General features: G+C 56.8%; 15 protein-coding genes and 1 rRNA gene. 11 read left to right on the top strand and 5 right to left on the bottom strand.

Annotation, left to right across the window (positions count from 1 at the left end; genetic code table 11):
• Positions 1–7 precede the first annotated feature (7 nt).
• The 10 genes from QQL78_RS17810 to QQL78_RS17765 are packed head-to-tail and all read left to right on the top strand — an operon-like array spanning position 8 to position 16656.
• Positions 8–4294 carry a type VI secretion system contractile sheath domain-containing protein gene (locus tag QQL78_RS17810; RefSeq protein ID WP_284375683.1) on the top strand — a complete coding sequence of 1429 codons (4287 nt, stop codon included), beginning with the start codon at positions 8–10 and terminating at the stop codon, positions 4292–4294.
• Positions 4295–4345: 51 nt separating this feature from the next.
• Positions 4346–6445: a type VI secretion system Vgr family protein gene (locus QQL78_RS17805; protein WP_284375681.1), complete on the top strand. Its 2100-nt coding sequence runs from the start codon at positions 4346–4348 to the stop codon at positions 6443–6445.
• Positions 6446–6454: 9 nt separating this feature from the next.
• On the top strand, positions 6455–7066 hold the full coding sequence (locus tag QQL78_RS17800) for a DUF6931 family protein (protein ID WP_284375679.1): 612 nt from the start codon (positions 6455–6457) through the stop codon (positions 7064–7066).
• Positions 7063–7374 (top strand): PAAR domain-containing protein, encoded by a 312-nt coding sequence (locus QQL78_RS17795; RefSeq protein WP_348540766.1) that lies wholly within the window; start codon positions 7063–7065, stop codon positions 7372–7374. The genes QQL78_RS17800 and QQL78_RS17795 overlap by 4 nt, the downstream gene beginning before the upstream one ends.
• Before the next feature lie 8 nt (positions 7375–7382).
• Positions 7383–8864: a type VI secretion system-associated FHA domain protein TagH gene (gene tagH / locus QQL78_RS17790; protein WP_284375677.1), complete on the top strand. Its 1482-nt coding sequence runs from the start codon at positions 7383–7385 to the stop codon at positions 8862–8864.
• Positions 8865–8904: 40 nt separating this feature from the next.
• Positions 8905–10245, top strand: coding sequence for a type VI secretion system baseplate subunit TssK (tssK, locus tag QQL78_RS17785; protein WP_284375675.1), 1341 nt, complete (start codon positions 8905–8907; stop codon positions 10243–10245).
• Between the two features lie 21 nt (positions 10246–10266).
• Positions 10267–11679 carry a type IVB secretion system protein IcmH/DotU gene (gene icmH, locus QQL78_RS17780; RefSeq protein WP_284375674.1) on the top strand — a complete coding sequence of 471 codons (1413 nt, stop codon included), beginning with the start codon at positions 10267–10269 and terminating at the stop codon, positions 11677–11679.
• A complete protein-coding gene (gene tssM, locus QQL78_RS17775; protein WP_284375672.1) occupies positions 11679–15260 on the top strand; it encodes a type VI secretion system membrane subunit TssM in 3582 nt (1193 codons plus the stop codon). The genes icmH and tssM overlap by 1 nt, the downstream gene beginning before the upstream one ends.
• Positions 15260–15943: a type VI secretion system-associated protein TagF gene (tagF, locus tag QQL78_RS17770; protein ID WP_284375670.1), complete on the top strand. Its 684-nt coding sequence runs from the start codon at positions 15260–15262 to the stop codon at positions 15941–15943. The genes tssM and tagF overlap by 1 nt, the downstream gene beginning before the upstream one ends.
• Positions 15940–16656: a PP2C family protein-serine/threonine phosphatase gene (locus QQL78_RS17765; RefSeq protein ID WP_284375668.1), complete on the top strand. Its 717-nt coding sequence runs from the start codon at positions 15940–15942 to the stop codon at positions 16654–16656. Before tagF ends, QQL78_RS17765 begins: the two co-directional genes overlap by 4 nt.
• 19 nt (positions 16657–16675) lie before the next feature.
• On the opposite strand, the gene QQL78_RS17760 is transcribed toward QQL78_RS17765, so the two are convergent.
• A complete protein-coding gene (locus tag QQL78_RS17760; protein WP_284375666.1) occupies positions 16676–18865 on the bottom strand; it encodes a serine/threonine-protein kinase in 2190 nt (729 codons plus the stop codon).
• Positions 18866–18903: 38 nt separating this feature from the next.
• Positions 18904–19464, bottom strand: coding sequence for an OmpA family protein (locus QQL78_RS17755; protein ID WP_284375664.1), 561 nt, complete (start codon positions 19462–19464; stop codon positions 18904–18906).
• Between the two features lie 148 nt (positions 19465–19612).
• Here QQL78_RS17755 and QQL78_RS17750 point away from each other — a divergent pair, with 148 nt between their 5' ends.
• Positions 19613–20491, top strand: a complete 879-nt coding sequence (locus QQL78_RS17750) for a M15 family metallopeptidase (protein WP_284375662.1) — start codon at positions 19613–19615, stop codon at positions 20489–20491.
• Positions 20492–20532: 41 nt separating this feature from the next.
• Here QQL78_RS17750 and QQL78_RS17745 read toward each other — a convergent pair whose 3' ends face one another.
• From QQL78_RS17745 to rrf, 3 genes are all read right to left on the bottom strand, one after another.
• Positions 20533–22626 (bottom strand): NAD-dependent epimerase/dehydratase family protein, encoded by a 2094-nt coding sequence (locus QQL78_RS17745; RefSeq protein WP_284375660.1) that lies wholly within the window; start codon positions 22624–22626, stop codon positions 20533–20535.
• 7 nt (positions 22627–22633) lie between these two features.
• A complete protein-coding gene (locus tag QQL78_RS17740) occupies positions 22634–23614 on the bottom strand; it encodes a glycosyltransferase family 2 protein (RefSeq protein ID WP_284375658.1) in 981 nt (326 codons plus the stop codon).
• 198 nt (positions 23615–23812) lie between these two features.
• Positions 23813–23927: ribosomal RNA gene (gene rrf / locus QQL78_RS17735) — 5S ribosomal RNA — on the bottom strand.
• Positions 23928–24107 lie beyond the last annotated feature (180 nt).

Genomic DNA, 24107 nt, shown 5'->3' with positions numbered 1-24107 from the left:
GGCTCCGATGGCGGGCAGGGCGCAGAAATTCATCATTGGCAAAACGGCGGCCCGTGTTCACACCGAATACGATCTGGCGCTTTATGGTGCTGTGAAACCTGTGCAATTGCCCTTTGTTCTGGGACTGTTCGGGGAATTGACCGATCCTGCACAACTTGACGCACGCTCCATCGAGGACCCCGGATTTTTCCAAATCAACGTTGAAGGTTTTTCGGCGCAACCGGATATGACCGGCGCAGCAATTGAGGCGCGCAACAAGGCCCTGCATCCGTTGTTGCAGGGGCATGCCGAGTTCAGCGATCTGATCACCTATCTGGAGGGTGCTACAGCGGATGCTGCACCCGAAGTAAACGAACAAGCCAGTGCATTGGACGCCCTGCGGGCCATGAAAATGCCCGAGCCAGAGGAAGATACCAGTGGTTCAATCCTGGACAGCCTGCGGGCGACCGCCGCCCCCGACATTCCAGAGGTAGACGAAAGCGCGACGGCACTGGATGCGCTGCGCAGCGTTGAAATTGCGGAGACACCTTCTGACGATGGCACGGCCGCGCTAGATGCATTGCGCGCTGTGGAGGTTGCACAGGAAAGTCAGGAAGACGACGGTGTCACGACATTGGACGCTTTGCGCAACCAAGAGCTTACGGAGACCGTACCAGAAGACAGCGGTGCTGCACTGGATGCGCTACGGGCGGTAGATCTTGGTGACGTGGATGAGGATGCCGGGGACAGCGCAGCAGAAGCACTAGACGCCTTGCGCGCCGCCGATATTCCCACGCCAGAGGCTGCAGATCAGACAGATGCCATCCTCGCCGGGATTGAAGAGATCGAAATTGCAGAGGATCAAGACACCTCAGATTCGGTTCTGGCCGGTATTGAAGTGGTCGAGGATACGCCTCAAACAGATGATGTCGCGGATGCATTGGCTGGGCTGGAAGCACCCGAAGAGGTTGAAGAAACCGATGATCTGGACGCGATCCTCTCTGATCTGGAAGCACCGCTTGAGGAGGAGCAAGCGGATAGGGCGGAGGATATCCTCGCGGGGATCGAAGCTGTTGACGAGGCTGAGCTCGAAGATACCTCCGATGCTGTCCTCGCCAGTATCGAAACCGTGGAGGACACGCCTCAGACCGACGATGTCGCGAATACATTGGCTGGGCTGGAAGCGCCCGAAGAGGTTGAAGAAACCGATGATCTGGACGCGATCCTCTCTGATCTGGAAGCACCGCTTGAGGAGGAGCAAGCGGATAGGGCGGAGGATATCCTCGCGGGGATCGAAGCTGTTGACGAGGCTGCAGTTGAAGATACTTCCAACACTGTGCTCGCCAGTATCGAAACCCTAGAGGATACGCCTCAGACCGATGATATCACGGATGCATTGGCTGGGCTGGAAGCACCCGAAGAGGCTGAGGAGGAGGATAACCTTGATGCAATCCTCTCTGATCTGGAAATCCCAGAAGCCGTAGCAGAGGAAGATGATCTTGACGCGGTTCTATCAGGGTTGGATCAGCCCGATGCACAAGAGGTGGACGATGGTGGCGTGGAAGATGTCCTTGCCGGGTTGGACATAGCTGCGCCGGTTGAGGACAGTCCAGAGGATGTTGATGACATCCTTTCTTCCCTTGATGGGGTTGCATCAGAGGAAGATCAAGCTGAGGTACTGGACACGACATTGGCCGGTTTGCAAGCACCGGATGAGGCATCTGCAGAAGATATTCCGGTTCTGGCCGATGAGGAACCAGAGCCAGCAGAAGAGGCTGATATTGAAGATGTGCTGGCTGATCTGGAGGAAACACCTTCAGCGGAAGACAAGCTTGACGCGCTGCTGGTGGACCCCGCAGACAGCACAAGTGCTGGCGATGCTGATGATCTTGAAGCGCTGTTGGATGACATTGGGGCGGAGGATAGCGGCGCAGATGAGGATCTTGAGGACCTGTCGGCAGATGTGAGTGCTGCCGAGGTACCGGAGGAGGATGAGCTTGAAGGAATGCTGGATGGGTTGGGTTCAGCGCCGCCTGTCGAGGACCTCATTGAGACACCCGAACCCGATCCTGAAACTCCCGCGCCTGAAGATACCGCCGCGCTTGATGGCGCCGAGGCCTCTCTAGACGATGCTTTGACCAAGGAAGAAGAGCAGGCCGCGCGGGAGATGGAAGAGCTGTTGGCGGATTTGCAGCCTGACGTGCCGGATGACGAAGATGATGATCTGGACGCTCTGCTTGGGGCGCTTGAGGACCCGCCGGAAGAGGAAGAACCGGAACCCGCGGCCCTTGACGATCTGGACGCTTTACTGGCCGGGTTGGAGGGCGACATCGAGGAAGCGGAGGAAGAGGCCGCAATCGATCAGGACGCGCCGGCCGAAGCTGCGGCAGATGATATGGATGCCCTGCTTGATGGGCTGGAGACAGAGGCTTCCGACGCGCTGGCTCCTGAGAGCGAGCAGAATGCACCACCGGCGGCAGAGGATGATCTCGACGCGCTGCTTGACGGATTGGATGCAGAGACCGCTGACAGCAAAGATACCGACGGGAGCGCCGCAGAAGAGGGGAAGAGTGATATGCCTGCTGATACAGCGGACGGAACGGCCAAGGCGACCCTCAGCTCAGAACCGGAGTTTGCCTTTGGCACCATGAGCGGCGAACGCCCCGACGCGCAAAGACTAGAGCGTAAACGGTTCCGCATTGCGCTTTTGGGTGATTTCACCGGACGCTCTGCACAGGGGTTGATCGAGGTCGGCGATGGGCTGGCGGCCCGCAAACCGATCCTGCTGGATACCGACACGGTCGAGGATGTGATCGAAGGGTTTGCCACAACGCTTGTCTTGCCCATCGGCAAAGACGGGGCTGGGGTGGAAGTCAAACTGGGCGGGCTGGACGATCTGCACCCCGATGAACTGTATGAGAATGTTGAGCTTTTCGCCGCGTTGAAAAGCCTGAAATCGCAGCTGGGCAATGGCGGCACGGCGGAGAGTGCCGCCAAGTCGCTGATCGCCTGGGGCGAACAGCATGGCCGCGCGGTCGCGCCTGCGCGTGCGACCTCTGGCGGCAATACCGTGCGCGCCGATCTTAAGCTAAGTGATTTTCAAAAGCTGATTGGGGATACGGAAAAAACGCTGGCGCAACCATCGCCGGTGGACGAGCTGATGGCCCGGGTGGTGGGGCCCCATATCCGCAAACTGCCCGATCCTGATGTCACCGCAATGGCCGGGGCGGTGGATGATGCCCTTTCGGGTGCGATGCGCATGGTCTTGCACCACCCTGAATTCCAATCGGTAGAGGCCCAGTGGCGCGCGCTTGATCTGATCGCGCGCAGCATTGAAACCGATGATACGCTTGAGGTGATGCTGTATGATGTTTCTGCCGAAGAGATCGCGGCGGATCTGACGCAATCAGATGATTTGTCCACCAGCGGCCTTGCGCGGTTGCTGACCGAAGGGCCGATGGATGAGGAATTCGGGCGCGGTGCCTATTCTGCCTTGATCGGCATGTACACCTTTGAAGAAACACCACCTCACGCGCAGCTTCTGGGCCGCATCGCACGGGTTGCTGCCCATGTCGACGCGCCTTTCTTCGCAGCGATCACGCCCAGCTTTATCGAGACACCCAAACAGGACCGTCACCCGCTGGTGGCAAAGGAATGGGACACCCTGCGCGCCATGCCCGAAGCGCGGCATTTGGCACTGGCCACGCCACGCTTCTTGATGCGGCGGCCATATGGTGCCAAAACAGAACCTATATACGAGTTTGATTTTGAAGAATTCACCCAAAGCGCCGGATTGTCTGGTATGCTCTGGGCGAACCCTGTGGTTTTGGTTGCTATTTTGCTGGCCAAATCTTTCAAGGAGAATGGTCCGTCGATGGGGTTGGGGGAAATCATGTCGCTTGGCGATATGCCCTATCACTTTGTTTTGGACCGCTATGGCGATCAGGTGGCACTGCCGTGCACAGAACGGAACCTGACGCTGGATAAGGTCGAAACCGTTTTGGGGCGTGGATATCTGCCTGTGGTTTCGATCAAGGGACGTGACGACATTCGGCTGGCTTCTTTCCAGTCGCTGGGGGGAGGCGAAATTCTGGGCCCCTGGAGCGGCGTTCAACCACCGCCACCCTCTGCACCAACACCACCCAAGGCCGCGCCTGAAGCCGCGGATGGAAACGACAACGACGCCGCTGGAGATGACGACGATCTGGACGATTTGCTGTCAGGTTTTGATCTCGATGCGGATGATAGTGACGAAGACATTGATAATGATGAGGACATGGATGCCGAACTGGCTGCGCTGCTGGCCGATCTTTGAGCAAGGGAAATTACGCCCTGCAACGGCCGCGCCATTTTTGAGGAACATTTAATGACGATTAGCAAACCAAGAGACGACGCTTCGACATGGATGTCGGGGACTTACACAACAAAGAAGCTGCGGCTGAAACAGGCCGTGGTCAAAGAGAAACTGTCGACGCTGACAGAAACCACAGTTGAGTTTCTGGCCCGCAAGACAAACGTAAAACTGGCCGATTTTGTCGGCCAGATCATGACAGTACACGTTCAGCAGGACAGCGCCGGTGACAACGGGCGCATGTTCACCGGTACCTGTATTTCGGTCGAGGCCATGGGCATGCGCGACGGCGACGACCACTATGTCGCGCAGATCCGCCCGTGGTTCTGGATGCTGACCATTGAACGCAACACCCGCGTTTTTCAGGAGATGTCAGTCAAGGACATCATCGAAGAGGTGTTGGGCAAACACGGCTTTTCGGACTACCAGATCAAGACCTCGGAAACATATGAGAAACGCGAATATTGCGTGCAATATCGCGAAACCGATTTCGCCTTTCTGTCGCGGCTGATGGAAGAAGAGGGGATGTACTACTTCTTTGACCATTCCGACGCGCATATGAAGAACGAAAAACTGGTGATCTGCGACGGCGTGTCAGCGCATAAGGCGATCGACGATGATGTCGAACTGAAATTCAAGCCGCGTGACGGTGCGGACACCAAAACCCAGCCGACGATCAGCGAATGGGCCGCGGCCAATAGTGTAACGCGGGGCAAGGTCAGCCTTGCGGATTACGATTTCGAAAAACCCTCTGTGCGTCAGATGGAAACCACCAGCATGACGCGGGGCGATCACCAGTATAAGGAAAAGGAATACTATGATCTGCCCGGTCACTATCGCGGCAAAAAACAACTGGGTGACACGCGCACGCGGGTACGGGTAGAGGCTGATGCGATCCAGCATTTGATGTATCGCGGTGCCGGGGACGTGCGCCATTTCGCCACCGGATTTCTGTTCAAACTGTCAGAACACCCGGAAGAGGCGAATAACACCGACTATCTGATCACCGAGGCCGAGCATACCATCCTTGATTCCGACGAGATGAAGAAGAGCGACAAGGAAGTCTGGCTGGCGCTGCAACCCAAGAACATCGACATCGATGAAGAGATCAAGAACGACTATTCCTTTACCTTCGGTGCCGTGGCCAAGGTCAAACAATACCGCGCACCTTTCGTGACACCATGGCCGGAAATTCCGGGCATCCAGATTGGCGAGGTCGTGGGGCCAGAGGGCAAGGAAATCCATACCGACGAGTATGGCCGGATCAAGGTTCTTTTCAGATGGGACAGGATTAATCCGCCTGATGACACGGCGTCTTGTTGGATTCGGGTGGTGACCCAGTGGTCGGGCAATAACTGGGGTTTGTTGTCGATCCCGCGCATCGGTCAGGAAGTCGTCGTGCAATTTGAAGACGGTGATCCTGATCGGCCCATCGTCACCGGCATGATGTATAACAAGGACAAGATGCCCCCCTATGTCGACCCGCAGAAACCGACACGCACCGGCCTGATGACACGCACCTCGCCAAGTGGTGGGGAAACCGACTATAATGCACTGGTGTTCGAAGACGACGCGGGCAAGGAATACACCCATTTCCAGTCACAAAAAGACTATCAAATGGTTGTAAAAGACAGCGCACAGATCACCATTGGTGATGACGGTGTGAATGTCGCCCCTGATGCACATACGGTAGCCGCTGGCAGCCTGTTGCAAACGGTCAAACAGGATGTGACCGAAATGGTTCAGGAAGGGAACAAGCTGGAGACGGTGGATACCGGCACGCTTGACCTGATTGTCGAGGGGGACATGACCGAAACCGTGCGCACCGGCAATTATTCAGAGGTGGTTAACACGGGTAACAAGTCCGTTCAGGTCAAGACCGGGAACATCAGTGTCGATGCCGATGCAGGCAAGATCAATGTCAAGGCGGCAACAACAATCACGATGGAGGCAATGCAAAAGATCACACTAAAGGTCGGGGGCAGCTCAATCGAGATTTCGCAGGCGGGGGTCACCATCAAAGGCACCGGCACCGCGAAAATGGAAGCACCCTTGGTCACCGCGCAAGCTTCAGGGATGTTGACCCTGAAGGGCTCAGTGACGAAGATAAACTAAGGCGGTATGATGGGAAATCGATTCACAAATATGGTGAAAGTGCCGAAAGAGCCGGCGGCAAAATTGCTGTCCATGGCGAACACGCGGCTCGAAACACCTATTTCCGCCCCTGTCGCGGCCCTGCCGGATGTGGTGCTGGAAGAGCTGGACGAGAAAGGCGCAATGATCGACATCATCCGCCTGTTGTCGATCGTGCTGCCACCGCGCGAACGGGTCTGGTGGGCCTGTATGGCCGCGCGGGATTATGTCGGGCCAAAATCGGAAAACGATCCGAAATCATTGGCGGCTTCGGAAGACTGGGTGTTCAAACCGACAGAGGAAAACCGCGAGCGCGCCCGACTGTCGATGGACGAGGCCTATATCGACGATGACACGGTCAACATTGCCCTCTCGGTTGTTTATTCCGATGGCACCTTGGGGCCTGCGGATCTGGCGGAATACCCTGCACCTGCAGGGGCTGCGGAAACCAGTGCCTTTGCTATGAATATCGTGGCGTTAGACAAAAACTCTGATAGGTTTGAGGAGTATGGCCAAATGCTGATTGACCGCGCGGTTGATATTGCACGTGGCGGAAACGGCCGGATGGAGAACAAGGACAAGATGAAGGAGGCGACACAATGACATTACCCGCCGCCCGCATGACCGATATGCACTTGTGCTTGATGCCCGCACCGCCCCCCGCGCCGCCTGTTCCGCCCCCCGGTGTGCCCATGCCGATTTTAACGCCCTGTTGTCCAAGCGTCTTGATCAACTATCTGCCCGCAGCCCGCATGACGGATATGTCGCCGCTTGGTGTGCCACATCCTATTGTCAAAGGGTCAGCAACCGTTCTGATTAATTTTCTGCCGGCGGCGCGGGTTACCGATAACGTCGCTTGCGGGGGCATGATGATACCACCGTGCTGCCCCACTGTCCTGATCGGAGGTTAGCGTCAGGTATGCCGGTTAAACTTTCTTTCCAGTCTTCTGGCACCATGCCGGGTGATGTCGGCCCAATGCAGATGCCCACGGGTGGATCGCTTAGCATCGGGCGTGGTCCGGCCAATGACATCGTCTTGCCTGATCCCGAACGCCAGCTGTCCAAAAGCCACTGTGTAATCGAAGATCACAATGGCAATGTTGTGCTGGTCGATTTTTCCACCAATGGCACCTTTCTGAATTATTCCAAAACGCCGCTGGGGCGCATCCCGACACCGATCAACAACGGCGATATCCTGTCAGTGGGCAGCTATGAGCTGCTGGTTGAGATCACCGAGGCAGCTGCCGCACCGATCCCCGATCCGGTAGGGCATAGCCAGGTTTCACACGGGCAGGCGGATAACGCACCCGATCCTCTGGACCTGTTGGATGATGTGGGGCCGGGCGGGGATTTTCTGGATGACCTGCTGGGGTCTCCCGAAGGGCCCAAAGGGCCAAGCCAGATCAACACAGCAGATCCCATTGATGATCTTCTGCCGCCTTTGGGAGAGGAGGAAGATCCGTTTTTCGCCAAACCTTCTGATGGGTTGAACGACGATCTGGGGCCAAGTCAGGCCATGCATAACGCCAGCGCCAGCGACAGCTTTCGCCCGTCACATTCCAGCGGCCCTGCGGTTATTCCCGACGATTGGGATGATGACCTTTTGTCACCCTCCACGCCGGAGGCGGAACCCGCACCGAAGCCCGCGCCGGAACCAGAGCCGGTCACAACCCAGAAACCGATTGCCCCCAAGGCACCGGCTAAACCTGCCAAACAGGCGGCCCCTGATCCGACAAAACCCCCGACTGCGGACAAGGACGAGACAACAGCCGCCCCCGCGACCACCGAAAGAACCGAAAAACAGGCCATCGCGGCCGGTGATCAGGGTGCGGCGCGCGCGTTCTTCGATGCGCTGGACGTGGAGGGACTTGAGATACCGGATGAGGATTTGCACACCTCGATGGGGCGCATGGGACGGGTGATGCGCACGATGATCACCGGCCTGCGCGAGATCCTGATGACGCGTACCTCAATCAAATCCGAATTTCGTATTGAGCAAACGATGATCAGCTCTGGTGGCAACAACCCGCTGAAATTCTCGATCAGCGCGGATCAGGCGATTGAGGCTTTGATCAAGCCAAAGTCGCGCGGTTATCTTGGCTCTGAGACGGCAACCGAACAGGCGCTGAATGACATCAAGGCGCATGAGGTGGCCATGGTCACCGGAATGGAAGCCGCGCTGAAAGGCATTTTGGCAAAACTTGACCCCGAAGTCTTGGGGGCGCAAATTGAATCCGGTGGCAGCTTTAGCTCACTTTTGAAGGGCAAGAAGGCGCGCTATTGGGAAACCTACGAAAAAATGTATGGCCAGATCGCAGATCAGGCCGAGAATGATTTTCACGAACTGTTCAGCCGCGAATTTGCGCGGGCATATAAAGACCAGCTCGAAAAGTTAAAATAATCCGGCCTCGACACGGGGCGGACGGCACAGGGAGAATTATGTGTCCTGGGACAGTAAAGTGCTTTGGACGGAGGGGTTGTTTTTGCAACCCCACCATTTCCAACAGGCAGATCGCCACAAAGAAGCGCTGATTGCAGGGCTGGCGCGTCGTATCCGGCCTTATGGCTGGGGTGTTAATGCGCTTGAGATTGACGAGGAAGTGCTCAAGGTCGGGCAGTTCGCGCTTAAGGGCTGTTCGGGTCTGACCCATGACGGCATGGTCTTTCGCGTACCACAAACCGAAGATCACCCGCCCGCGCTGGAAGTGCCGGAAACGATCAAGGATTGCGTGGTTTACCTGACAGTGCCGCAGCGCCGCCAAGGCGCCGTTGAGGTGGATCTGACCGGCGCGGAACAATCGGTCAGCCGGTTGCGCCCTGCCGAGCTGGAGATCACTGACACCATGGGGCATGATCAGAAACCGGTCACCATCGGTGTAGGCAAGATGCGTTTGCAATTTGCACTGGCGGTGGACGAACTGGCCGATATGCTGGCGATCCCGATTGCGCGGATCATCGAAGTGCGTCCCGACAAAGAGATCATTCTGGACCGCAGTTTCATCCCCAGCTGTATCGACCTGCGCGCGGCGCCGCCGCTGGAAGGGTTCATTCGCGAAGTTGAGGGATTGTTGTCACATCGCATGACCGCCCTTGCCGGGCGCCTCTCCGAAGGGGGGGCGGCAAAAGCTGTGGCCGAAGTGTCTGATTTCCTTCTGCTGACTGTAATCAACCGGATGATTCCGGTGTTTCGTCATCTGACCACACTGGAAAATCTGCACCCTGAAGATGCTTATCGTCATTGTGTGGCGCTGGCGGGCGAATTGTCGGTCTTTATGACCACCAATAAACAGCCCCCTGAATTTCCGCCCTATCAACATGATAACCTCTCGATCAGCTTTGCGCCGGTGATCCGCACCTTGCGGCAATACCTCAGTTCTGTTCTGGAACAGACCGCGATTTCGATCCCGCTAGAGGCGCGCAAATATGGCGTCAGCGTTGGCGTTATTTCAGATCGCAAGCTGATCAGCACCGCGGGTTTTGTCCTCGCCGTTCAGGCAGAGATTCCCGCCGAAGACGTGCGCCGCCATTTCGCGGGGCAGGCCAAGATCGGGCCGGTCGAAGAAATCCGCCAATTGGTCAACTCTGCCCTGCCGGGGATCACGCTGCGTCCGATGCCAGTCGCGCCGCGTCAGATCCCCTATCATGCAGGTGTTGTGTATTTTGAACTGGCCGCTGACAGCCCGTATTGGGGCAAAATGACAACGTCAGGCGGCATCGCTGTGCATGTTTCAGGTCAATACCCCGGCCTGAACATGGAACTTTGGGCGATTCGTAACTCGTAGAATTAGGAAAAGGGGCAAGCCATGTCATCCGACGACCCGTTTGCAGAACCCGAGGATACAGACAAGACGGTGATCCGTCCCAATCCGGGCGGGCGGCGCACCGCCGCAACACCACCAGCCAGCGCGGCAGTGATGGCCGAACCGATGGCCGCACCCGCCCAGCCGACAGGTTCCATGGGGATTCCAGCTGCGGCCGCCGCCCCACAAGCCACCAAACGCGACGGTGCCCAAGAGACCGAAATGGTCCATACCGGCATGAACCAGCTGACCGCCTGTGCAGCACCGCTGTTTTCGCTGATCAGCCGGATTCGCAACCGTGCGCAACATATGGACCCGGACAAGCTGCGCTCCTCGGTGGTTGCAGAGGTACGGGCATTTGAAAACCGCGCCTTGCAGGCGGGCGTGCCTGCGCAAACGGTAAAGATTGCGCGTTATTCGCTCTGTGCGACTTTGGATGATGTGGTGCTGAACACCCCTTGGGGTGGGCAATCCAGCTGGGGCTTGCAATCCATGGTGGGCACCTTCCACCGCGAAACCGTGGGGGGTGATCGGTTTTACGACCTGCTGGCGCGGCTTGAGAAAGAGCCGGGTAGCAACCTTGATGTGCTTGAATTCATCTACATGTGCCTGTCACTGGGTTTCGAGGGGCGTTTGCGCGTTGAGCAGGGCGGATCAGACAAACATCTGCAAATCCGGCAAGGGCTGGCGCGGATCATTCGAGGGCAACGCGGTGATGTCGAACGCGACCTCTCTCCCCATTGGGAAGGCGAGAACAAACCGTTCAAGGTGCTCTCCGCATGGCGTCTGGTCTGGATCGCCCTTGGTGTGACTGCCGCGCTTCTTGCCCTGCAATTCACTGGATTTTCCTATCTTCTGGGCACGCAAACCGAACGGTTGATTGGGCAGCTTTCGGTCATCGACAGTGGCCCGGTTGCCGAACTGCAACGCCGCGCGCCGCCGCCGCCGCCAACCCCGCCGGCCTCTTCCGAAGAAGTTCGGCTGAAAAAGGTCGTGACCTTCCTACAAAAGGAAATCGACGAGGGTATCGTCAACGTCTTTCAAAAAGGCAACACGTTGGTCATTCGCATCGCCGGGTCCAACATGTTTGGCTCGGGGTCGGACACGCTGACAGATAAATTTGTCGAACCCATCGCGCGGGTGGCGGTTGCCCTGAATGATGAACCGGGTCCGGTGATCATCACCGGCCATTCGGACAATGTACCGATCAAATCCTCGCGTTTCCCGTCCAACATGCATCTTAGCCTTGCGCGGGCCAAATCTGTGATGGCCTCGATGGCGAAAACCATCGAAGACAAGGACCGGCTGACCGCAGAGGGGCGCGCCGAAAAAGAACCCATCGCTGACAATGGCACACGTGAAGGGCGGGCCACAAACCGCCGCATCGAAGTGTTGCTTGTGCAGGAGACCCAATAATGTACGTCCGCCGCTTCTTTGTCATGATGTTCAGGTCGATCTATACGATCCTGATCCTCGTGGCCGCCGCCTTGTCTCTGGCCGTCTGGTTCCTCGCCCCGTTTATCGGCAGCGAAACCTGGCATCCTTTCGACAGCGTCAAATCGCGGGTCATTTTCATAGGTGGCATCTGGTTCTTCTTCTTTGGCCTTGGCCTGTTCATCTTCTTGCGCCGTCGACGCAAGGAAAAGGCGATGACCGAGGAAATCGCCGAACAGATGGACGATGCCGGTGATGATGTCACCGCCGCCGAACTGGGCGAACTGCGCGACAAGCTGAAAACTGCAATGGCGGAATTGCGCAAATCCGGCAACGGGCGCAAGCATCTGAACGAATTGCCATGGTATGTGATGATCGGCCCGCCAGGTGCCGGTAAAACAACGGCGATTGTCAATTCCGGCCTGAAATTCCCGCTGGCGGATAGTATGGGCAAAACCGCCATTGGTGGTGTGGGCGGCACGCGGAATTGCGACTGGTGGTTCACCAATGACGCGGTGCTGATTGACACCGCCGGGCGTTATACGACGCAGGAAAGTGACCAGGAAACCGACAATGCAGGCTGGATCGGCTTTCTCGGCCTGCTCAAGAAATATCGCAAACGCCAACCGATCAACGGGGCGATGATTGCGATTTCCCTAAGTGATCTGTTGCAACAGGATGAGGTTACACAGGCTGGTCACGCCTTGGCCGTACGCCGCCGTCTGAATGAGCTGCGCGAGAAACTGGGGGTGCGTTTCCCGGTTTATGTTCTGTTTACCAAGGCCGATCTGATCGCCGGTTTTTCCGAGTTTTACGACAATCTGGGCAAGGAAGACCGCGAACAGGTCTGGGGCTTCACCCTGCCGCTGGACAGCTCCAAGGGCGAGGTTTCACCGGTTGCCGCCTTTGATGCGGAATTTGGTCTGTTATTGGGTCAGCTTAACGCGCAATCGCTGGAACGGATGCAGACAGAGATTGATCCGCAACGCCGGTCCCTTGTTGCCGGCTTCCCTAGTCAGGTCGCCTCCATGCGCACGGTTGCGCATAATTTTCTGTCTGAGGTGTTTCAGGACAACCGCTATGAACAGCGCCACATGCTGCGCGGCATCTACTTCACCTCCGGTACACAGGAAGGCACGCCGATTGACCGCCTGATGCTGGGTATGGCGCGGACCTTTGGCATTGGTCGTCAGGCGATTGGTACAGGGCAGGGGCAGGGGCGTTCCTATTTCCTGACCCGCCTGTTTGAACAGGTGATTTTCCCCGAGGCCGGTCTTGTCTCTGCCGATGACAAGGTCGAGCGCCGCTACCGCTGGACCAAACGTGCGGCCATTGCGGCCACTGTTCTTGTGGCCCTTCTGACCGGCACCCTGTTCACCCGCAGCTATCTGGGTAATCAGGAGCTGATCGAACAGGCGTCCACCTATGTGGACAGCTATCAACAGGTCAGCTCGACCTTGCCCGGCAGCCCCTTGGGTGACACTGATCTGCCGCCTGTGGTCGATGCGCTGAACATCCTGCGTGACATGCCGACCAACCCCGCGCTTGGTGATCCCGACCCCGAAGGACGGCTGACCTATGGTCTCTATCAGGGCGAAGTGATCGGCACACAGGCCGCACAAACCTACCGTTCTGCCCTCAATCAACGTTTCCTGCCGCGTCTTTTGCTGCGGCTTGAGGAACAGATTACCGGCAATGTGAACAACCCTGATCTGCTTTATGAGGCGTTGAAAATTTATCTGATGCTGGGTCTTGAGGGGCCAATGAACAGCGAGCTGGTGCAGGAATGGATGGATATCGACTGGTCTATCACCTACGCCGGCGCCAACCGCGCCGGACTGCGGGATGATCTTGCGTTCCACCTCGATGCCATGCTGTCCCAGCCGATGGAGAAAATCGCGTTGAACGGTCCGCTGGTTGAACAGGTGCAGGGCATCCTGTCGGAAATGCCACTGGCGCAGCGCGTGTATAATGGCATCATCAACAGCCCCTCCGCCACCAGCCTGCCAGAATGGCGCATCACCGAAGCGGGCGGTCCAGCGGTTACCCGTGTTCTGGTCCGTTCTTCCGGCAAGGCACTGAACCAGGGGGTCGAGGGGATCTTTACCTATGACGGGTTCAACGACGTCTTTCTGGGTGAAGCTCTGGGTGTTGCGAAGCGCATTCAGGGTGACAGCTGGGTGCTTGGCCCTCGCGGCGAGGCAGAGCAGACCGATGCCGCGCTTACCGCCCTCAGCCGGGACGTGCTGGATCTGTACTATAACGATTACATTGCGCGCTATGACGCGATCCTAGGCGATATTGACGTAATCCCACTGGAATCCCTCAGCCATGCGGTTGAGGTGACCAATGTCTTGTCGGGTCCCACCTCGCCGATTGTGAATATCCTGACGGAAATATCCAAGGAAACCAAACTGACCGCGCCACGCGGGGGCATTTTGGGCGGGGATGAGGTAGCCGAAGGTGTCGGGCGGATTGCCCAGCTTGAAGCGCGTTCCAACCTCAGCATTCAGGGCGAAATCCTGCTGAGTGCCTTGCAAAACTCGGCGCAGGCACAGGCTGACGGGTCTCCGGCAAAGCCGCCGGGGTCTTATGTCGAGGACCGTTTTGAATGGCTGCACACCTTGGTGGAACGCCCCGAAGGGCAGGACAGCCAGCTTGATCTTCTGGTCGGCACATTGCAGGAAGTCTATCAGGAGCTGAACAAGATGTCCTTCAGCGGCGTTGCGGCCACCGCGGTTGATGGTGGCACGGCGACACAGCGGTTTCAGCAAATGGCCAGCCGCATTCCCGGCCCGCTGGAACGCTGGGCAAGCCAGATCACCAGCAGCTCAACCGGGATCACCGCCGATGGCACCAGGTCGTCGATCAATGCCAAATGGCAATCCTCGGTGCTGCCGTTCTGTACGCAAGCATTGGAAAACCGCTATCCGTTTAACCGCCGTGCACGGGCGGATGTGTCGATGTCAGACTTTCAAAAGATATTTGCACCCGGCGGTATGATCGATGTCTTCTTTGGTGAAAATCTGGCCAAATTTGTTGATACTGGCGCGCGGCCATGGGCGTGGAAAAAGGTCAATGACGTTGATCTTGGGATTTCTCCAGCGGTGTTGCAACAGATGCAATATGCCGCCGAAATCCGCGATGCGTTTTTTGCGGGTGCGCCCACCCCACAGGTCAATTTCCAGATCACGCCAGAAGCATTGGACCCCAAGGCACAGTCGGTTCAATTGACCATCGGTTCGCAGAACGTGCTGTTTGAAACCAGACGTCCCAACAACACGCCCGTTGCCATTACATGGCCCGGTTCGGTTGGGCTGGCGGGCGTGGTGTTTCAACCGGGTCTCAGCAATGGTGAAAGCCAACTGGCCAAAGATGGCCCATGGGCATGGTTCCGCCTTTTGGATGCCGCTGAAATCCGGCGCACAAATGTCTCGGACCGCAAACGCGTAATCTTTAATGTTTCGGGCCGCATCGCAATTTTTCAACTACAGTCAGGATCTGTTATCAACCCATTCGCACTCCCTGCGCTCACCAAATTCAGCTGCCCCAAGACGTTCTGATGGGGCAGGGTTTCGGCGCCTTTGGAAAGATGCCCGCCTTGGGCGATTTCTTTCACCTTAATGCCCCACAGGGGTTTGTCAGGGTGTGGGATGACTGGTTGCAGGGTGCGATGATGACGGCGGCGCAATCCGGTGGCGGGGCTTGGGATGATCAATATATGTCTGCCCCGATCTGGCGCTTTACCCTGTCACCCGGGGTGGCAGGGGCTGGCAAGGTTCTGGGCATTCTGATGCCCTCGGTCGACCGTGTCGGGCGGCGGTTCCCCTTGGCCCTGATGGCACCCATCGATCACGAAGGACCATCCGCGCTTGATCACCTGACTCAGGATAAAACCTTTGAAGCCTTGGAAGATCTCGCCCTTTCCTGCCTTGATGACGGTATGGACCGCGACCGACTAGCGGCAGCCTTGGTGGCCATTCCCGCCCCTGCGACACATACATTTGCCCCGCTGCGGCGTGCCGGAAATGCGCTGGTTCTGACACAGGCGGATATTCAGGGCACCGCACCGGAGTTCGCCGCAGGCCTGATCGGTGCGGGCATGGCAAAACCCTGTTTGTGGACCACCCTTGTGGATGGCACGCGCCGCGCTATGGTTTGTGACGGTTTGCCCGATGCACATCAATCGCGCGCCCTTTTTGACTTGAATGCCCCCTTGTGGGTCGAAGCGAGGCCGATCACATGACCCTGCGAACCCGCTATTCCGTACAGACCCATGTCGGCCTCAAGCGAAAAGTGAATGAAGACGCGATGCTGGCCCTGCCGGAATTGAACATCTGGCTGGTCTCTGACGGGATGGGCGGGCACGCTGCTGGCGATTATGCCAGCCGGTTAATTGCAGATATGGCCGCGGGCATTCCCTTGGATCTGGAACCCGGCGACAGGTTGCAAGCGCTGCGCGACACATTGCATGAGGCACACCGGCTGATCCGTGCAGAAGCCGCGGAACAGGGGTTCGATGTGATCGGTGCCACTGTTGTTGCCCTGCTACTGGCAGAGGGGCATTTTGCCGCGATCTGGGCGGGGGACAGTAGGCTTTACCGGCTGCGCGACGGTGAAATCGAGATGCTGACCACAGATCATTCAGTTGTTGCCGCCCTTGTGGAGGCTGGTCATTTGAGTTGGGACGAAGCCGAACATCACCCGCAATCCAATGCAATCACCCGCGCTGTAGGTGTGGGTGAAGAACTGGAGCTGGAAAAGATCAAAGGCGATATTGCCCCCGGCGATCGTTTCCTGATCTGTTCGGACGGGCTGACCAAATATGCGACCTTTGACATGCTGCGTCAGGCCCTCAGCACCCAGCCGATTGAGGTGATCTGCGATCATCTGATCCAGATTGCCCTTGCTGGCGGCGGGGGTGACAACATCACCACCGCAGTCATCGACATCATCTAGGAACAGTCCGAAACCCGGCCTATTTATCCGCGATGGTGAAAATCCACGTATCCAGCGACTCAATCAAATCATCGGCAGAGCGTTCGCTAAGCGCTTCGGTAAACCCGACAGCGGATTCCTGTCGCGGGCGCATCTGGCGGAATAGGGGTGCATAGGAATGCAGCACTAAAATCTTGCTCTTGCCCAATGACGAAGCGTCAATGGTGAAGGCCAGCTCGCCCTCATTACGTTCCTGATTGTCCATGTCGAATGTCACGCGCAGCGGTACTTTGCCATTGCGGCCCTGACGCAGTGTTTCCACCGAATTGTCCGGCCGTCCGGTATTGGGCAGCAGATGAAACACATCCCCGGAAACATCCAGAATTGAGGCCGAAATGTACCCGGTGGTCAGGCTTTCAGGGATCATCAGGTCGATCACCGGGTTCTGACCAACAAGGAAACGGCCATCAGGCACATTGGCACCGCTGACCCCTTCGGTAAACACAATCTCGATCTCGCTTGCGGGGGCTTGCGGCAGATAATTCTCCACCAGACAAAGCGTCGGATTCAGCACCTCGGCGTCAATGACGACAAACCGATCTTCCGCGATATCCTCAATAGCATCCTGCAAGGCGTCAACCGTTGCTGTCCCTGCCAATGCCCCGGAAATCAGGATGGCATCTTCCGGGCCATAACCCACCGGTCCGGGATCACTCGCCTGTGTCAGCGGGCCACAATCGGCATATTGCGCCAACAGATATTCAACCTCAACCGCATCCAGAAACAACGACGTCAGGGAGACATCAAAGGTTCCTGTTAACGCGCCGGGCCATTCGGCGGGATATTTAGCGCTAAGCCGGTCCAACAATGCCGCATCCGTGGTACTGCCGGTAACTGCCGCCTCATTCCCATCCAGCGACAGCTGCCAGTCATCAAGCGCCGCAACATCGTCCAGCACGGTCATAACATCCGCCGCCCAGCTTTCAGCGATGTCACCTGAGGCCAGCGTCAAACTGGGTTCACCCCCCAGATCACGGATCCGCGCGGAAAGGGTTTCTTGCATCTGGGCACTGGGAACAAATCCGCTGGCCGTGGCCGGGGCATTTTCAGGATCCGCAATGACCAGCGCAAAAGGTACGGCCACTGGAAGCTCGGGTTCGCCCGTTCCAAACAACCCGCCAAACCATGCCGCCGCACCGCCGCCAATAAGTACAACCGCTGCCACTGCCGCTATTACGCCCGCAGACCCGCCACCGCTTTTTTTCGGTGTCCGTTTGACCGCTTCCGGTTTCTTGGCTTTTGGCGGTGGTGCGGCGGGGGGTGTCGGTTTCGTCTCTGGCGCTTTTTCCTCTGCCGTCTTTGTCGGGACAACAATCACTGTCTCATCCGACAGCGTATCCTCGACACCGCCACTGGCGATAAACGCCAGAACTTCATCCATGGATTGGAACCGTGCATCCGGCAACGGGGCAGTCATCCGATCCAACAGGCCCTTTAGCGGCTCAGGCACACCCGAGGTATCAAGCGGCAGGGATTTGTTTTTCACAACCTCCATCGGGTTATCCCCGATTTGCGGTTTCTTGCCCCGGAAGTTGGCCAGCAACAACGCACCCAGCGAATAGATATCAGACCGTGCGTCTGTATTCCCGCTCAGCTGTTCAGGCGCCGCATAGGCGTATTTTCCGGCAAACTCATTCCCGACAATGGTTTCCGCGCCAGGGTTGGTATCCTTGGCGATACCAAAATCAATAACCACCGCCTTGGCCGGATCACCGTCACGCAGGATGATGTTATCGGGCGACAGATCGCGGTGCACAATCGACCGGTTGTGCGCCACCCGCAGACCCTCACCAACCCGTTTGCACAGGACCAACAGATCCTCCGCAGACATCGGTCCTTCCCGCAGCTTGGCGTCAAGGCCGGGCCCATCGATATAGTCCATCACCAGATAGACCAGACCTTCAGAGGTTCGGTGGTTTTCGGAATAGCGCACAATCGCATCATGCCGGATCTCGCGAATTTCCTCTTCGCGAGTCATCAGCACAAGGAAATCCTCATTGCCGGAAAATTCGGCCTTCAGCACCTTAATAGCAATCAGCCGGCCAGAAATTTCATTGCGCGCACGGTACACATCAGAGGTGCCGCCGCGCCCCAAAAGTGCTTCGATCCGGTAGGTGTTGTTCAGTACATCACCGATTTGAAACGCATCGCCGGGGCGGGGGTCACTCATAGGTCAATCCAGTCAGCACAACATGGCGCATTACGCGCTTACCCAAGCGCCTGAAACTCAACCCTGCGGTTTGCATCGCTGCGCGGGTCAGCGGTGTCAAAGGGTGCACTTTCCCCCATGCCGATGGCCTGCAACCGGTTCTCGTCGATGCCACAGCTTGCCACCATATGGCGTTTGACCTCCTGGGCACGCAGCAGCGACAGGTTTTCATTATAGCTGGCTGCACCGGAACTATCCGTGTGGCCGATGATTTGAAAAACTGACACATCGACCGCTTTCATCGCTTCACAAAGGCTGGCCAGTTTTGGTTTTTCATCATCACGCAATGCTGCGCTGTCAAAGTCAAAGCTGATCTTCACATTGACCTGATCCGCCTTTTCGACCGCGACATATTCTTCTGTTTTAGCCACTTCCGCTTGCGCATCAGACGTTTGCGCCGCCTCGCCTGCGGGCACGATCACAAGGCCCCGTGTCTTTTGCTTATTGAAGGCATCTTTGATTTCATCCGCAGTCAGATCGGACTGGGCCATTGCGGATTGACCAACCAAAGTCAGCAGTGCGGCCATAGAGCCCGCAGTGAGGGTACGTAGGAAAAACATATCTCCTCCTTTCAAAAAGTGGTTCATTAAATATAGTAGGGTCAAGGTATACGACACGGGCACCGGTCACAACGGTTTTGACGCCGGCGGCCTGCCTGGCCTAGACTTTAGCAGGCCTACGACATTTATTTTCTGAAAGTTCTTATTCATGCGGTTCATTCCAGCCATCATCATCGCCGTCGCCATTATTCTGGCTCCCATTTTATGGTTCACCATTCCCATGATACTTGGCACCAATGACGTCGGCCGGGGCCCGGCCATCGACAGTCAGGCCCGAATTGAAATTGAGGTTTTGAACCAACAGGTTGAGGATATTCGCCTGCGTCTGGAAGACATCCGCGAAGGCATGTCCGCCCTAGGTCAAGAGGTCCGCAACCGTCCCGCCTTCCAACGCCAGATGCCAACTACTGGATTGGGCGGGCAGGTGCCGCAGAATGACGGTGCAGAGGTTTTTGAGCGCAACGGTACCAATGACATCATCGACGCCTATGCGCAGGTTGTTGTGATCGGGGATCGCAGGAATGTGAACAAAGGCCTGAAAACCGCCGGGCCCACCTATCTTGCCCAAAAACTGGGCAGGCCACGCGAGGTATTAAGCGATAAATGTGAGGCGATGACAAACCCCAGGTTAAAGCCCAAGCTGAAAACCCAGCGTGTCGGCCCCATTCGGGTAACCATGCTGCAACCGGCACTGGATTCACTCGCCCGTGTATTTGAAAACGTGCGCGTCACCGATCCCGATCTCTATGCAAGAATCAATACCGCAGGTGCCCTTTGTGTGCGGCGCATTCGCGGCACAAGGGACAGGATCTCTACCCATTCCTTTGGCCTGGCGGTGGATCTGAACATTGATGGCAAACTGGATACACTGGGGGATGGCAAAACGCAGCTGGGCCTGACCATTCTGGCCGATTTCTTTCGCACAGAAGGCTGGGTCTGGGGGGCCTCATGGCGCCGCGAGGACAGCATGCATTTTGAAATCAGCCGCAAACAGCTGGATCAGTGGCTGGCCGAGGGCAAGCTGTGATCCTCGTAATCTGCATTATGTAACATATCTTCCGGGATATATTAGAACCCTAGCAACCCGGCATCACTGATCGCGGCCTTGATGAAACTCTCCCTTTGATCCTCTGGCGCCCAGCCAAGAATCTCTTTGGGTTTGCTGTTATCAAACGGTGAATAATGCGCGCGGCTTTTCCAGTCACGTAAGCTGGGCTTTGACAAACCGCCGCGCCGCAACACTTTGGTTTTAAGGAAAAACTTAACCGCATCCGCGCCATACAACAGACCAAGCGGCCCGGATGAAACCTTGATCCGCGCACCCAGTTTCTGATGGATCGCATCAAAATACCCACGCGCCGACAACATGGGTTCACCGATCAGATTAAAACTCTCGCCTAGGGCTGCGTCATGCTCTGCCATCAGGATCAGCCCGTCAGCCACATCGTCAATCAGCACAAACGGTAAGGTGTTGCGCCCATCACCCCAGATTTTGACAGCACCCGCACCATGCCAACGCCCGATGCCCCAATGTTGCAGCGGCCCACCGGCCCCGACAACAATGCCGGGCCGTGCAATCGTCACCGGCAATCCCTTGTCGTGGTGCATCTTCATCAACCGCGCCTCGCATTCCGCCTTGGAGCGGGCATAGATATTGCGGCTTTCCATATCCTCGCCGAAACCAGTAGCTTCGGTGATGGTGACCTGCGGGTCTGACAGATCGTAAGAGGCGATTGTCCCGGTATAGATCAGGCGTTTCACACCGGCATTCAGGGCGGCCTGCGCAATCCGTTCGGTCACAGCCACGTCGTTTTCCAGGGCCGCCGCCCATGTTTTATCCTCGGATTTGGCCAGGTGATACACATGGGTGATCCCCTGCATCGCTGCCTCAAGCCCTTCGGCATCGCGCAGCGAAACCGCAACGGTTTCGACCTTATCGGCGATATCATCAAACGGGCCGGTCTTACCGCGCGACAGCACACGCACATGGGTGCCATTTTCGGCCAAACGCCGGGTCAGCGCCCGCCCGATAAACCCGGTGCCACCAATGACAAGCGCTGTCGGATTTGGCGTTCCTGTTGGTTTCGCATGCACCACCGGCTTGGGCAAAAGCGCCAGAGTATCCTCGATCGCACGCATCACCTTGATGGCACTGGCACCGCTGAACCGCGCATCAACCTGACGCGCGGCACCCAAGGCACCATATACCTCATCACAGATCCCGCGAAAGCTCAGCCCATATGGGGATTTCTGATTAAGCGAGGTCAGCTGCCGCGCCGCATTCACAACGCCCTCCCGCAGGTACCCGACACTTTGCCCCAGGGCATCGCGCAGCGGATTCAGCACCAGATCAGAGGTATTTACACCAGCAACAACCAGACTGTCCTTGGCATAATCCAGCCGCGCCATGGCAGAGGATCCCCGCAGTACCACCGACCGATCATCATAGGTTTCCACCAAAGCAAGGTTCAACGTCACATCAACGCCCCCTGCCCGCGCCAGAATCCGCCAGCCCTGCGGGCGCGTCCCGCCGCCCGGCAATGCAATTTCTTTGGAGGTTTGCAGGTGCAGGATTTCAATCTCGCCAAACAGATCCTGCATAAATGCATAGAGATGCGGACCAAGTTCCAGCAACAGATTGCGGGTTTCGCACATCATCCAAATACCATACGGACCCGAACGCAACGGCCCGAGCGGGAAACACCAGTTAATCTCCGCTGTGGAGACCCGCCCCAGTTTTCCACTTTCTTTCAATGCCTTGAGACGTTGATAAGACGGAAGCGCAAGGAAGTTATGCCCCGCCGCAAACTGCACACCTGCGCCCTCTGCCGCTGAAACCATCGCTTCAACATCTGAGGCGGACAGGGCGACAGGCTTTTCCACCAGAACATGAAGCCCCCCGGCAATACATTCCTCGCTCACCGCGCGGTGATACTCCGGCGGGGTCAGCACATGCACCGCATCCACGACCCCGGCTGAAAGAAGCTCTTGAACAGAACCAAAGGCGGTAATCCCGCGCTGTGCTGCGAATTCCTGCGCCGCTGCCAGATTGTTATCCACCACAGCTGTCAGCTCTGCCTGATCCGTCGCTTGGATCGCATCCGCATGCCAGTCGGAAATATAGCCAGCCCCGATGATGCCAACACGTGTTCTCTTGCTCATTTCAGGCTCACTTATATTCGATAATCACCATATCAGCGCCCTTACGCTTGCGCTTATGATAGGTTGCTGCGCCGACAATATTGGGGAACTTCGACAGAAATAAGTAGAAACCATGGTGGATGGCCCGCAATCTGGGCAGGCCCGACCGGATCAGCCCCAGCACCGTGCGCAGATAGGAAACCGTAAAAAGCAGCAGCACAAGCGCCAGCAGCGGCCAGAAAAACAGCGCCCCGATCAGAGCCAGAACAGGCAGAACAGCGCCATAAATCCACATTCTTTTGCGCTCCCGTTGAAAATATTCGGGATGCAGATCATTCACCTGTTCAAATCCGTGCCCGGTGCGCACGGCCCTGCTCCACCATTGGCTGAACCGCATCATATGCGCATCATGATGGGTCATCGCCTCAGGCAGGCGGCGCAATCTCCAACCGGCTTTGCGCAAACGGGTGCAAAATTCGTCGTCTTCAGCGGCAATAACCTGCGGGTTGAACCCGCCAACCTGTTGAAATGCAGCTGTTCTGACCATCATATCCCCACCGCAAGCCGAAATTTCGCCAACAGGTCCATGCCATTCATGATCACACATCTGATTGTAAACACTGGCATCCGGGTTAATCTCCGCACGCCAACCCGTTACAACCGCAAGCCTGTCCTGCCCTTCAAACTCTGCCACCGCTTTAGAGAGATATCCCGGTTCCAACCGGCAATCCCCATCCAGAAACTGAACCAGCTGTGGTGGATCAACCCGGTCCATGATCCGTTCAAACCCCGCATTTCTGGCCCGGGCCGCCGTAAAGGGAATGCTCTTGTCCAACAGGATACATTCAGCACCCAGACGGGTGGCATTTTCAAGGGAGGCATCGGTGGATCCGCTGTCAACATAGACCACCAGCGCAACCTCATCTTTCAGGGAGGTCAGACAGTTGATCAAACGCTCACCTTCGTTACGGCCAATGACCACAGCGCCGATTTTTACCTTGGAAGTCATGAAATATCTCGCTTGGATTGAGGCCAGGGGTGTACAAGGCATCTGCAATCACGGGTTTCCGGTCAAGCGGATTTTTTCATTACGACGCGAACATAGTCACGTCATGTATTTGTCCGGGATTACCGGCTATTTTATGATTGAATATGGTTATAATTTTATCGTTAGAGAGATATTTTTGTTATTTGGAGTGATTATTAGGTTTGGCGATGACCTACTCTCCCACGCCTTAAGACGCAGTACCATCGGCGCTAAGGCACTTAACGGCTGGGTTCGGGATGGAACCAGGTGTTTTGCTCTCGCTATGATCACCAAACCAAAAAAGCACTCCAAAGCTTGTTTCGCATTTACATTATATGGGAAGGATGTTCCCTGTTTCTCGCTATCCTGGATAGGCATTGCGGAGGTGTATTTGCGATACAAGCGACATCGCCATCTTTCCTGATGGCGACGTCTAACGCGTCCAAGTCATGTACATCTAATGTATTGTGTATGC

This window comes from Sulfitobacter pacificus (genome assembly GCF_030159975.1).
Taxonomy (GTDB): Bacteria; Pseudomonadota; Alphaproteobacteria; order Rhodobacterales; family Rhodobacteraceae; genus Sulfitobacter; species Sulfitobacter pacificus.
This window is presented reverse-complemented; position numbering and strand designations above follow the sequence as displayed.

Bases quoted from the DNA above. Each gene is read 5' to 3' on its own strand.
- QQL78_RS17810 (WP_284375683.1), top strand. From the start codon at position 8: ATGGCGGGCAGGGCGCAGAAATTCATCATTGGCAAAACGGCGGCCCGT.
- QQL78_RS17805 (WP_284375681.1), top strand. From the start codon at position 4,346: ATGACGATTAGCAAACCAAGAGACGACGCTTCGACATGGATGTCGGGG.
- QQL78_RS17800 (WP_284375679.1), top strand. From the start codon at position 6,455: ATGGGAAATCGATTCACAAATATGGTGAAAGTGCCGAAAGAGCCGGCG.
- QQL78_RS17795 (WP_348540766.1), top strand. From the start codon at position 7,063: ATGACATTACCCGCCGCCCGCATGACCGATATGCACTTGTGCTTGATG.
- tagH (WP_284375677.1), top strand. From the start codon at position 7,383: ATGCCGGTTAAACTTTCTTTCCAGTCTTCTGGCACCATGCCGGGTGAT.
- icmH (WP_284375674.1), top strand. From the start codon at position 10,267: ATGTCATCCGACGACCCGTTTGCAGAACCCGAGGATACAGACAAGACG.
- tssM (WP_284375672.1), top strand. From the start codon at position 11,679: ATGTACGTCCGCCGCTTCTTTGTCATGATGTTCAGGTCGATCTATACG.
- tagF (WP_284375670.1), top strand. From the start codon at position 15,260: ATGGGGCAGGGTTTCGGCGCCTTTGGAAAGATGCCCGCCTTGGGCGAT.
- QQL78_RS17765 (WP_284375668.1), top strand. From the start codon at position 15,940: ATGACCCTGCGAACCCGCTATTCCGTACAGACCCATGTCGGCCTCAAG.
- QQL78_RS17760 (WP_284375666.1), bottom strand. From the start codon at position 18,865: ATGAGTGACCCCCGCCCCGGCGATGCGTTTCAAATCGGTGATGTACTG.
- QQL78_RS17755 (WP_284375664.1), bottom strand. From the start codon at position 19,464: ATGTTTTTCCTACGTACCCTCACTGCGGGCTCTATGGCCGCACTGCTG.
- QQL78_RS17750 (WP_284375662.1), top strand. From the start codon at position 19,613: ATGCGGTTCATTCCAGCCATCATCATCGCCGTCGCCATTATTCTGGCT.
- QQL78_RS17745 (WP_284375660.1), bottom strand. From the start codon at position 22,626: ATGAGCAAGAGAACACGTGTTGGCATCATCGGGGCTGGCTATATTTCC.
- QQL78_RS17740 (WP_284375658.1), bottom strand. From the start codon at position 23,614: ATGACTTCCAAGGTAAAAATCGGCGCTGTGGTCATTGGCCGTAACGAA.